11 protein-coding genes are annotated in these 11,247 nt (G+C 69.4%); 7 read left to right on the top strand and 4 right to left on the bottom strand.

All coding sequences use genetic code 11. The features are described from left to right. Together KJ554_04865 and KJ554_04860 are read left to right on the top strand one after the other, a co-directional pair. On the top strand, positions 1-663 hold a 663-nt coding region (locus KJ554_04865), incomplete at its 5' end, for a permease (GenBank protein ID MBU0741670.1). Between the two features lie 23 nt (positions 664-686). Further along, positions 687-1,685, top strand: coding sequence for an aldo/keto reductase (locus KJ554_04860; protein ID MBU0741669.1), 999 nt, complete (start codon positions 687-689; stop codon positions 1,683-1,685). Positions 1,686-1,691: 6 nt separating this feature from the next. Here KJ554_04860 and KJ554_04855 read toward each other — a convergent pair whose 3' ends face one another. The 4 genes from KJ554_04855 to KJ554_04840 all read right to left on the bottom strand — a co-directional run bounded on the left by KJ554_04855 (position 1,692) and on the right by KJ554_04840 (position 5,245). Beyond that, positions 1,692-4,094 (bottom strand): hypothetical protein, encoded by a 2,403-nt coding sequence (locus tag KJ554_04855; GenBank protein ID MBU0741668.1) that lies wholly within the window; start codon positions 4,092-4,094, stop codon positions 1,692-1,694. 85 nt (positions 4,095-4,179) lie between these two features. Further along, positions 4,180-4,494 (bottom strand): MGMT family protein, encoded by a 315-nt coding sequence (locus tag KJ554_04850; GenBank protein ID MBU0741667.1) that lies wholly within the window; start codon positions 4,492-4,494, stop codon positions 4,180-4,182. 5 nt (positions 4,495-4,499) lie between these two features. Further along, complete coding sequence (locus tag KJ554_04845; protein MBU0741666.1) at positions 4,500-4,694, bottom strand: hypothetical protein; 195 nt, start codon at positions 4,692-4,694, stop codon at positions 4,500-4,502. Positions 4,695-4,768: 74 nt separating this feature from the next. Further along, a complete protein-coding gene (locus KJ554_04840) occupies positions 4,769-5,245 on the bottom strand; it encodes a peptidylprolyl isomerase (GenBank protein MBU0741665.1) in 477 nt (158 codons plus the stop codon). A 222-nt stretch (positions 5,246-5,467) separates the two neighbouring features. Between KJ554_04840 and KJ554_04835 the strand changes: the two genes are divergently transcribed. From KJ554_04835 to KJ554_04815, 5 genes are all read left to right on the top strand, one after another. Continuing rightward, the gene (locus tag KJ554_04835) at positions 5,468-6,337 is read left to right on the top strand and encodes an acyltransferase (GenBank protein ID MBU0741664.1); all 870 of its coding nucleotides are present in this window, start codon (positions 5,468-5,470) and stop codon (positions 6,335-6,337) included. 4 nt (positions 6,338-6,341) lie between these two features. Beyond that, positions 6,342-7,835, top strand: a complete 1,494-nt coding sequence (locus tag KJ554_04830; protein ID MBU0741663.1) for an NCS1 family nucleobase:cation symporter-1 — start codon at positions 6,342-6,344, stop codon at positions 7,833-7,835. Continuing rightward, positions 7,832-9,166, top strand: a complete 1,335-nt coding sequence (locus tag KJ554_04825) for an aspartate aminotransferase family protein (protein MBU0741662.1) — start codon at positions 7,832-7,834, stop codon at positions 9,164-9,166. The genes KJ554_04830 and KJ554_04825 overlap by 4 nt, the downstream gene beginning before the upstream one ends. Positions 9,167-9,169: 3 nt before the next feature. Beyond that, positions 9,170-10,570, top strand: coding sequence for a dihydropyrimidinase (gene hydA / locus KJ554_04820; GenBank protein MBU0741661.1), 1,401 nt, complete (start codon positions 9,170-9,172; stop codon positions 10,568-10,570). Further along, on the top strand, positions 10,563-11,247 hold a 685-nt coding region (locus KJ554_04815; protein MBU0741660.1), incomplete at its 3' end, for an aldehyde dehydrogenase family protein. The genes hydA and KJ554_04815, both read left to right, overlap by 8 nt.

Raw genomic sequence — 11,247 nt, 5'->3', positions numbered from 1 at the left:
GGCGGCGGCGAAGACCCGCCCGCGACAGCCCGTGGCTGCGAGAACGGCTGCGGCGATACGTGCGGCGACGGCGGCCCCCTCCCGGTCGGCGCGCCCTGGTGGCGCCGCGCCTGGCGCTTCGGGTTCGCCGAGTTCTACGACGACATCCTGCCGAGCCTGCTGGCGGGACTGCTCATCGGGGCGGTGATCGCCGCGCTGCTGCCCCGGATCGACCCCGCGCTGGTGAGCGGCCGGCCGCTGCTGGTCTACGCGGTGATGACGCTGCTGGGCGTGCCCATGTACGTCTGCGCGTCGGCGTCCACGCCCATCGCGGCCGGACTGATGGCCGGCGGCGTGAGTCCCGGCGCGGCCCTGGTCTTCCTGCTGGTCGGGCCGGCCACCAACGCGGCGGGCATGCTGGTGTTGCGGCGCGAATTCGGGCGCCTGCTCTTCGGCGTCTACCTGGGCGGCATCGTGCTGGTCAGCCTGGCCATGGGCCTGCTGCTGGACGCGCTGCTGCGCGCCACCGGCTGGCCGCTGCGCACCCTCGCCGGCGCCGCCGGCGGGACGGGGCCGTCGGTCCCGCAGCTGGCCGCGGCCGGCGTCTTCGTCGCGCTGTCGATGATCTCACTGAACAGATCCCGCCCCTGGCGCCGCTGGTTCGCCGGACGTCGCGGGGCCTGAACCGACGAACGGAGAGGATGGACATGGAATACCGCTACCTCGGCAAGTCGGGCCTGAAGGTCTCGGCGTTGAGCTTCGGGTCCTGGGTGACCTTCGGCGACCAGATGCAGGTCGATCAGGCGCAGGCGTGCATGACCGCCGCCTACGACGCGGGCGTGAACTTCTTCGACAACGCCGAAGCCTACGCCCACGGCGAGGCCGAGCGCATCATGGGCGACGTGCTGCGGCGCGCCGGCTGGCGCCGCGAGGACCTCGTGCTCTCGACCAAGATCTTCTGGGGAGGCCAGGGGCCCAACGACCGCGGCCTGTCGCGCAAGCACATCTTCGAGGGCACCGAAGCGGCCCTGGAGCGTCTGGGCACCGACTACGTCGACCTGCTCTTCTGCCACCGCCCCGACCTGCACACGCCCATCGGCGAGACCGTCTGGGCCATGCACCATCTCATCCAGCAGGGGCTGGCGCTGTACTGGGGCACCAGCGAGTGGAGCGCCGCGCAGATCCGCCAGGCGTACGACTTCGCCCGCCGCGAGCACCTGATCCCGCCGACGATGGAGCAGCCGCAATACAACATGTTCCATCGCCACCGCGTCGAGGCGGAGTACGCGCGGCTCTACGACGAGATCGGCCTGGGCACGACCGTCTGGTCGCCCCTGGCCAGCGGCGTCCTGACCGGCAAGTACAACGACGGCCTGCCCGACGGCTCGCGTTTCTCGCTGGAGAACTACCAGTGGCTGCGGCCGCGGCTGGACAGTCCCGAGGGCCAGGCCCGCCTGGCCAAGGTCGCGCAGCTGATGCCGGTGGCCGAGGAGCTTGGCTGCACCCCGTCGCAGCTGGCGCTGGCCTGGTGCCTGAGCAACGACGACGTGAGCACGGTGATCACCGGCGCGTCGCGTGTGGAGCAGGTGACCGAGAACATGAAGGCGCTCGAGGTGGCCGCCGACCTGACGCCGGAGCTGCTGGAGCGGATCGAGACGATCCTGGACAACCGGCCGCAGCCGGAGCTGGACTGGCGGGAGAACTGATCCGGATCATTTCAGGAGCAGCACCTTGCTGGCCTGCGCATTCCGGTCGGTCACCAGCCGGACGAAATACGCGGCGCCGGGCAGCGGGCGTCCGGCGGCGTCGCGGCCGTCCCAGCCGATCGCGTGGTCGCCCGCGGGCATGGGCTCGTCGTGCAGGCGCCTGACCAGCCGGCCGGCGGCGTCGTAGACGCGGAGCGATACCTGCCCGGGCTGCGTCAACACGAAGCTCACGGTCGTGCGCGGATTGAAGGGATTGGGCGCGACGCGCAGGCGCAACGGCGTCGGCGGGGCCGCCGCCAGCACGGTCTCCCCCAACAGGCTCTCTCCTCCGTCCCGCGCAGCGGCCAGAAGCCCGTACCGCGCGCCTGCGCGGGGAGCGCTCCCGTCCACGAAGACGGCGGGAGATCCGAGGGATGAGGTCACGTACGCCACCGTCGCCCAGACGCCGGCTTCCCGTCGCGCGAGACGGCATCCTGCGGGGTCCGCGTCGCCGTGCAGACGCCAGCGCAGCTCGGCCGCGCCGTCTCGCCAGCTCGCCGCGAATTCCGTCAGCAGCACCGGCACGATCATGTCGTTGCGCAGCAGGCGCACCCCGTCGAAACCGTCGGCCAGCAGCACGTCGCGCCAGTCGACCGAGAGGCCGCGCGCGTAGGCGGTCGTGAACCAGCCGGTCTGGTAGGGCGCGGCGGGGTCGGCGACGTCCAGGACGCGCAGGCCCGCGCTGCCGGCGGCCACGTAGAGATAGTCCGCGCCGCAGGCCAGTCCCTGGGCGTAGCCGGGCACAGGGAGCTGCGAGATCACCGACAACGCCGCGGGGTCGGCGGCGTCGATCACGTACAGGCCGTCGCCGCCGGACGCCACGTAGGCCACGTCGCCGAGCAGGGCGACCGCCAGCGGCTCGTCCCCCAGGGGCAGCGTGTCCCGGGGCGCGGGCGCCGACGGGTTGAGGGCGTCGAAGGACACCAGGCCCGCGTAACGCACGGCGACGAAGACGTGGTCGCCGCGCACGGCCACGTCCATGGCCCGGTCGGGCGTCGGCGCCGCGCCGATCTCGAAGGGCGCGCCGGGGTCCGACACGTCCATGATGCGCAGCCCCGCATCGCCGGCGGCCACGTAGAGGCGGTCGCCGTCCAGGGCCAGGGCGCGCGCGTCGCCGCCGGTCGCGTACACCCCCAGCGGCACGGGCATGTGCGGCTGGCTCGCATCGATCACCGCGAGGCCGGCGTCGCGCAGGGCCACGAAGACGTGATCGCCGCTCAGGACGACGTCCAGGCCGGGCGCGCCCAGATCCACCGAGGCCGTCTCGAAGATGCTGTCCGGGTCACGCAGATCCAGGACGCGCAGACCGTGGTCCGCGTCGGCCACGAAGGCCACGCTGTCGCGCCGGGCCACCGCGGCCGCGTCGCCGCGCATCAGGTAGCCGCCGACCTCCTCGGGTTGCGACGGCACCGAGAGGTCGATGATGCGCAGGCCGGGCCAGGAGTCGGCCACGTAGGCGCGGTCTCCCGCCGCCGCCACGCTCCAGGCGTGGCCGTCGGTGTCGAGGACGGCGAGTTCGACCGGGTCGGTCGGGTCGTCCACGTCGATCACGCGCAGGCCGTGGGTGCCGTCGGCCAGGTAGGCGCGGGCGTCGCTCACCGACACGCCGTAGGCCCAGCCGTCGGTGTCGAGGTAACCGACCTCGCCGGGATGGAAGGGGTCGCTCACGTCGATCACGCGCAGTCCCAGCACGCCGTCGGCCAGGTAGACGTGCGCGCCGTCTACGTCGAGGCCGTAGGCGCCGCCCCAGGTGCCGAAGTAGCCGATCTGCTGGGGGTGAGCGGGGCTGGACACGTCGATCACGCGCAGGTCGCCGGAATAGTCGGCCACGTAGAGCAGCGTGCCGTCGAGGACGAGACTGGAGAGGTCGTCCTGCGGATCGAGCTCGGCGACGAGGACCGGGGCGTCGGGCGCGGCGAGGTCGACCACGCGCAGGCCCAGGGCGAAGTCGGCCAGGAAGCAACGACCTTCGGCGGCCGCCACGCCGCGCACGTCGCAGCCGTCCTCGACGAAGGCGCCGATCACCTGGGGCGCGTCGGGAGCGCTCACGTCGACGACCCGCAGCCCGGACTCCCCCAGCGCCACCAGCGCCAGCCCCCCGCGGACCGATATGTCCTGGACGGCGGCCGTCAGGGCCACCTTGCCGAGGGCCCGGGGCGGGCCGCCCTCGGAGACGTCGGCGATGTCGAGAGCTGTGCCGTTGCCCACGTAGACCCGCCCGTCGGCCAGGCTGACCACGCGACAAGGTCCGTTGTACCAATGGGATAACTCGCTTACTTCGAGCGAAATCTGCGCGAGGGAGGGCGGCGCGGCGAACGCGAGGACCGCGGCGGCGGCGAGCAGGCGGATTGGGCGGCTTGGGTGCGTCATCCTTGACTCCCCGGTTGCGGGTGATCCGGGACGATGGTGGGACAAGCCTCGGGCGGGCGTCAAGGGAAAGCGGCGGCGGCAGGATTCAGAAGTCGAGACCGTAGCGGGCCAGATCTATCCGACCGCCCGGCCCGAAGACCACCCCCTCGACTTCGAGCAACATCCGCTGCTCGGCCACCGCGTCGGGGCAGCCGCGCGCGCTGATCCGTCCCCGCGCGTCGACGACGCGGTGCCAGGGAATGGCGCTGTCCTCGGGTAGGGACTTCAGGGCGCGGCCGACCAGGCGCCAGCGCCGGGGCAGCCCGGCCATCTCGGCGACCTGGCCGTAGGTGGCCACGCGACCGCCGGGGATCGACTGCACCGTGGCGTAGATCCGGTCGTGCTCCCAGTGGGCCTTCACCACGGTCACTCGGTCGTTTCGGCCTCGGCCTCGGTCTCGAATTCGGAGACGGACGGGCCCTCATCCAGTGGCTCGCCGGCGGTCTCGGGCTCGGTGTCGCGGGTCTTCTTCTCCAGCCTGGCGAGACGCTTGGCTTCCTTCTTCTTCTTCTTCTCCAGCTCTTTCCTGCGTTTCTCGAAAGTGAAATGATTCTTCGCCAATAGGTCGCCTTTCTTCGGGGGATCGGGCAACATCCGGCCGGATTGTAGCCGAGATCGTGCCAGACTGCCACCATCTAAACCTGTATGCGCTCCATGACGTCGCCCTGCTCGATGGCATCGACCACGTCCCGCCCCTCGACGATCTTGCCGAAGACGGTGTGACGGCCGTCGAGGTGCGGCTGCGGCGAATGGGTGATGAAGAACTGGCTGCCGTTGGTGCCCGGCCCGGCGTTGGCCATGGAGATGACGCCGGCCTCGTGGCGCAGCGGGTTGCCCGCGAACTCGTCCGCGAAGCGGTAGCCGGGACCGCCGCTGCCGGTGCCGGTCGGGTCGCCGCCCTGGATCATGAAGTCGCCGATCACGCGGTGGAACGTGACGCCGTCGTAGAAGCCCTCGCGCGCCAGGAAAACGAAGTTGTTGACGGTCGTCGGCGCGTATCCGGCATAGAGGTCGAGCACGATGTCGCCCCTGGCGGTGGTGATGGTGGCGCGGACGACATCATCGAGGTCCTCGATCATCGCGGGCGGGTGTTTCCATTGTCCGTCAGCCATCGGGGCCTCCTGGGGATGGGCCGGTGCTCGCGGGAATCCGGAAGATCGTGCTTGAGCGCGGGATCGCCCTCGGACCGCCGGACGCAGCCGGCACCCGCAAAGGATCGTCACGGCCCTGTCATTCATCAACCTATCTTTCTCTGGCTCCGCCCACGTATCTGGAGTAATCTTTTTAATTCGATCGTGATCGATCCAGACGGGACCAACCCGGGAGCCGAAAGCATGGGACGGATAGTACGCAGCGCCTTGATCCAGGCCACCCTGTGCGAGGACGCGAACGCACCGACGGCCAGGATCAAGCAGGCCATGATCGACAAGAACGTGGCCCTGATCGAGGAGGCCGCGGCCAAGGGTGCGCAGATCGCCTGCCTGCAGGAGCTCTTCTACGGTCCCTATTTCTGCGCCGAGCAGGACGAGCGCTGGTACGAGCTGACCGAACGCATCCCCGACGGCCCGACCACCAGGCTGATGCAGGAGCTGGCCGCGAAGCACGGCATGGTGCTGGTCGTCTCGATGTACGAGGAGGACCTGACCGGCGTGTACTACAACACCGCCGCGGTGATCGACGCCGACGGCGCGTTCCTGGGCAAGTACCGCAAGAATCACATACCCCACTGCAATCCGGGCTTCTGGGAGAAGTTCTACTTCCGGCCCGGCAACCTGGGCTATCCCGTCTTCGACACCAGGGTCGGCAAGGTCGGCGTCTACATCTGCTACGACCGCCACTTTCCCGAGGGCTGGCGCGAACTGGGCCTGGGCGGCGCCGAGATCGTCTTCAACCCCTCGGCCACCGTCGCGGGGCTGAGCGAGTACCTCTGGCGGCTGGAGCAGCCGGCCGCCGCCTGCGCCAACATCTATTACGTTGGCGCCATCAACCGGCCGGGCGTCGAGCAGCCGTGGGCCATAGGCGAGTTCTACGGGTCGTCCTACTTCGCCGATCCGCGGGGCCAGATCCTCGAGCAGGGACCGCGCGAGGGCGATGCGGTGGTGGTCTGCGACCTGGACCTGGACGTGATCCGCGAGGTGCGGAACGTCTGGCAGTTCTATCGCGACCGCCGGCCGGAAACCTACAACGCCACGGTCAGGCCCTGAGCCGATGGGCCTCGGGCACGGCATCACCGACTCCCCCCTCTACAACGAGGATCTGGCGCCGGTCTCCGCCGCGAACCGCAGCTGGAGCCTGTGGAACATCGCCGCCCTGTGGGTGGGCATGGCCGTCTGCATACCCACCTACACGCTGGCGGCCGGTCTCATCTCGCAGGGCATGTCCTGGAAGCAGGCGCTGCTGACCATCGCGCTGGGCAACCTGATCGTCCTGTTGCAGATGATGCTGAACGCCCATGCGGGGACACGCTACGGCATCCCCTTCCCCGTCCTGTTGCGCGCGTCGTTCGGCACCGTGGGCGCCAACATCCCGGCGATGATGCGGGCGCTGGTGGCCTGCGGCTGGTTCGGGATCCAGACCTGGATCGGCGGCTCGGCCATCTACACCCTGACGCTGGTGATCCTCGGCAACGAGCCGGCGGGTCCCGCACAGATGCTGCCGGTGCTGGGATTGTCCTGGGGACAGCTGTTCGGCTTCCTCGCCTTCTGGGCCATCAACATCGCGGTGATCGTCAGGGGGATCGACACCATCAAGCGCCTCGAGACCTTCGCGGCGCCGTTCCTGCTGCTGATCGGCGCCGGGCTGCTGATCTGGGGGATCAGGGGCGCGGGCGGTCTGGACGTGGTGCTCGCGGCGGACACGGTGGCCAGGGTGCGCGGCGAACTGCCGGGCGGCTTCGATTTCTGGCGCGCCTTCTGGCCCAATCTCACCGCCATGGTCGGCTTCTGGGCGACGCTGTCCCTGAACATCCCCGACTTCTCCCGCTACGCCCGCTCGCAGCGGGACCAGATGCTCGGCCAGCTGATCGGCCTGCCCACGACGATGGCCTTCTACTCCTTCATCGGCATCGCCGTCACCTGCGCGACGGTGGTGATCTTCGGCGAGGCGATCTGGGACCCGGTCCAGCTGCTCGGCCGCTTCGACAACAAGCTGACCGTGGCCTTCGCCCTCTTCGCCCTGACGGTGGCCACCCTGTCGACGAACATCGCGGCCAACGTCGTCTCGCCCGCGAACGACTTCGCCAACCTGCGGCCGCGGTCGATCAGCTTCAGGCGCGGCGGCCTGATCACGGGGACCATCGGCATCCTGATCATGCCCTGGAAGCTCTACACGGATCTCTCGAACTACATCTTCACCTGGTTGATCGGCTACAGCGCCATGCTCGGCTCGATCGCCGGCGTGATGCTGGTCGATTACTTCATCCTGCGGCGGCGACGGCTGGCGGTCGCGGATCTCTATGCCGTCGACGGCGCGTACAGCTACCGCGGCGGCGTGAACTGGCGCGCCATCGTCGCCGTCGCCGTCGGCATCGGCTTCAACGCGCCGGGCTTCCTGGCCCAGGTTTCGGGCGGTTCGATAGCCGTGCCGTCCTTCTTCGCACAACTCTACACCTACGCCTGGTTCGTCGGCCTGGCCCTGTCCGGCCTGGTCTTCCTGGCGCTCGGTTCGTCCTCTCCCCAGTCAACGAAAGAGGTCGCGTCATGAGCACGCTGCCACCCTGTGGCCACACACCCCGGCCCTACGACGGCCCCACCAAGGACGAGGTGCGCGCCCTGCGGGCCGCGTACTGCCACCCGGTGATATTCACCCTCTACAAGGAGCCCCTGATGATCGTCGAGGGCGCGCTGCAGTACCTCTTCGACGAGACGGGCAAGCGCTACCTGGACCTGTTCGCCGGCATCGTCACGGTCTCCTGCGGTCACAGCCATCCGGTGGTCAACCGGCGCGTCATCGAACAGGTGGAGAAGCTGCAGCACGCCACCACCCTGTACCTGCATCCCAATTTCCCCCAGCTGGGCGCCAAGCTGGCGGCCAAGATGCCCGACGGCCTGGACGTGACCTACTTCACCAACAGCGGCAGCGAGGCCAACGAGCTGGCGATCGCCATGGCGCGCATGTACACCGGACGCGAGGACGTGATCGCGGTGCGCAACGCCTATCACGGCGGCACGACCACGGCCATGGGCCTGACCTCGCACAGCACCTGGAAGTTCCCGCTGCATACGGGGGGCCGGGTCCACCACGCCGCGTGCCCCGATCCCTATCGCAGCAAGTTCGCGGGCTCGCCCGAACAGATCGCCACCAAGTGCGCCGAGGACATCCGCGAGCTGATCCGCTTCTCGACGCCGGGCCAGGTGGCGGCCTTCATCGCCGAGCCGATCCAGGGCGTCGGCGGCGTGACCTGCGGCGCCGCCAACTATCTGCCCGAGGCCTACGCCGTGATCCGCGAGCACGGCGGCGTGTGCATCGCCGACGAGGTGCAGACCGGTTTCGGGCGGACCGGCGACCACTACTGGGGTTTCGAGAACTACGGGGTGAAACCCGACATGGTGGTCATGGCCAAGGGCATCGGCAACGGCTTCCCCCTGGGCGCCGTGACGACCACCGCCGAGATCGCCGCGGCCTTCACCTCGCGCATCCATTTCAACACCTTCGGCGGCAACCCGGTCTCGATGGCCGCCGGCGCGGCGGTGCTGGACGTGATCGAGCAGGAGCAGCTGCAGAAGAACTGCCGCGAGGTCGGCGGCCGCTTCAAGGCCGGCCTGCAGAAGCTGCAGCAGACGCACGACCTGATCGGCGACGTGCGCGGCAAGGGCCTGATGCTCGGCGTCGAGCTGGTGCGCGACCGCGTCACCAAGGAGCCCGCCAACACAGAGGCGATCGCCCTGCTGGAGATCGCCAAGGACCAGGGACTGCTGGTGGGCAAGGGCGGCTTCTACGGCAACGTGCTGCGCATCAAGCCGCCCATGTGCATCACGACCGCGGACGTGGAATTCGCCCTGGAAGTCCTCGACGACGCGCTCGGGAGGGTATGAACCATGGCCTACGACAAGATCATCACCGGCGGCACGGTCGTCACGCCCGAGGGCGAGCGGGCCGTGGACGTGGCCATCGCCGGCGGTAAGATCGCGGCGCTCGCGGCCGGCCTGGCCGCCGAGCCCGCGGGCGCCGAGGTCATCGACGCGGGCGGCCACATCGTCTTTCCCGGCGTGCTGGACGTGCACGTGCACCTCGAGCTGCCGTTCTGCGGCACCGTGAGCTCGGACGACTACCGCAGCGGCACCCGCGCCGGCGCCCGCGGCGGCGTGACCACGCTGATCGACTTCGCCATCCCCTACGGCGACGACACCCTGCGCGACGCCGTCGACAACTGGCACGCCAAGGCCGAGGGCAAGGCCCTGATCGATTACGCCTTCCACGTCTGCATCACCGACTGGAACCGCCACCAGAGCGATGTCGAGCCGCTGATCGCGGAGGGCATCCCCACCTTCAAGGAGTTCATGATCTACGAGAGCGAGGGCTGGATGTCCGACGACCGGACGCTCTTCAACACCCTCGAGAGGATGCGCGACCTGGGCGGCATGCTGATGGTGCACGCCGAGAGCGCACGCGTGCTGGACGAGCTGATCGCGCGCTACCACACGCCCGAGCAGATGAAGAAGCAGGGCGCGTACCTGCATACCCTCTCGCGCCCCGACTACATCGAGGCCGAGGCCATCCAGCGGGCCATCACCTGGAGCGAGATCACCGGCGGCCCGCTGTTCGTGGTGCACATGTCCACGGGCAGGGGCGCCGACCTGATCCGCGACGCGCAGCAGCGCGGCGTCAAGGTGCTGGCCGAGACCTGTGCCCAGTACCTCTCCCTGGACGACTCGGTCTTCAAGCGCGAGGACGGCCACCTCTTCGCCACCTGCCCCCAGCTCAAGACCAAGGCCGATGCGGCGCGGCTGTGGCAGGGGCTCAAGGACGGCGAAGTGAGCAACATCTCCACCGACACCTGCACCTTCACGCGCGCGCAGAAGGCCATGTGGAAGGGGGATTTCACCAAGATCCCCATGGGCATGCCCGGGCTGGAGACCCTGCTGCCGGTCTGCTACACGGACGGTGTGCTCGGCGGCCGCCTGACCCTGACGGAGCTGGCCGAGAAGCTGGCCGGCAACCCGGCGCGGATCATGGGACTGGCCCCGCGCAAGGGCGCCGTCGCCGTGGGCGCCGACGCCGATCTGTGCATCTTCCATCCCGGCAGCACCCTGCAGGTGGACCCGGCGCGGATGGAGACCAACTGTGACTGGAATCCCTACGCCGGCCGGGAACTGGCCGGTTTCTCGCGCACCACCATCTCGCGCGGCGAGGTCGTGGTGGACGATTACAAGGTCGTGGGCAAGGCGGGACGCGGACAGTGGCTGCCGCGAAAGTCCGCAGGAGGCAACGATGACTGAGAAGCTGAAGAACTACATCGGCGGCAAGCTGGTCGCGGCCAAGGCCGACGCATACCTGCCGGTCACCAATCCCGCCACGGGCGAGACCATCGTCGAGGTGCCGCTCTGCGGCGCCGCCGAGCTGGACAGGGCCGTCGCCGCCGCCGCGGCGGCGCAGAAAGCCTGGGCCGAGACGCCCCTCAAGGACCGCGTGCAGGTCCTGTTCCGCATGAAGCATATCGTCGAGCGCGAACAGGACCGCCTGGCGGAAGTGGTCGTACGCGAGAACGGCAAGACCATGGCCGAGGCCCTGGGCAGCATCATCCGGGGCGTCGAGTGCATCGAATACGCCTCGAGCCTGCCCCAGATCGCGACCGACCGCGTGCTGATGGTCGGCCAGGGCGTCGAATGCCGCACCCAGCGCTATCCGCTGGGCGTCGTGGCCGGCATCACGCCGTTCAACTTCCCCTTCATGGTGCCGCTGTGGATGGTGCCGCTGGCGATCGGGACGGGCAACGCCTTCATCCTCAAGCCCTCGGAGCAGACGCCGCTGGGCGGCATGGAGACGGCGGAGATCCTGCACGAGGCGGGTCTGCCGGACGGCGTCTTCTCGGTCGTGCACGGGGGCCGGGAAATGGTCGAGAGCATCTGCGACCATCCCGGCATCGCGGCGGTCGGCTTCGTGGGCTCCACGAAGG

The organism is bacterium (genome assembly GCA_018814885.1).
Taxonomy (GTDB): Bacteria; Krumholzibacteriota; Krumholzibacteriia; order LZORAL124-64-63; family LZORAL124-64-63; genus JAHIYU01.
Note: the sequence above shows the minus strand (reverse complement) of the source record. Positions and strands in the feature narration are given on the sequence as shown.

Bases quoted from the DNA above. Each gene is read 5' to 3' on its own strand.
- KJ554_04830 (MBU0741663.1), top strand. From the start codon at position 6,342: ATGGGCCTCGGGCACGGCATCACCGACTCCCCCCTCTACAACGAGGAT.
- KJ554_04825 (MBU0741662.1), top strand. From the start codon at position 7,832: ATGAGCACGCTGCCACCCTGTGGCCACACACCCCGGCCCTACGACGGC.
- KJ554_04860 (MBU0741669.1), top strand. From the start codon at position 687: ATGGAATACCGCTACCTCGGCAAGTCGGGCCTGAAGGTCTCGGCGTTG.
- KJ554_04835 (MBU0741664.1), top strand. From the start codon at position 5,468: ATGGGACGGATAGTACGCAGCGCCTTGATCCAGGCCACCCTGTGCGAG.
- hydA (MBU0741661.1), top strand. From the start codon at position 9,170: ATGGCCTACGACAAGATCATCACCGGCGGCACGGTCGTCACGCCCGAG.
- KJ554_04840 (MBU0741665.1), bottom strand. From the start codon at position 5,245: ATGGCTGACGGACAATGGAAACACCCGCCCGCGATGATCGAGGACCTC.
- KJ554_04855 (MBU0741668.1), bottom strand. From the start codon at position 4,094: ATGACGCACCCAAGCCGCCCAATCCGCCTGCTCGCCGCCGCCGCGGTC.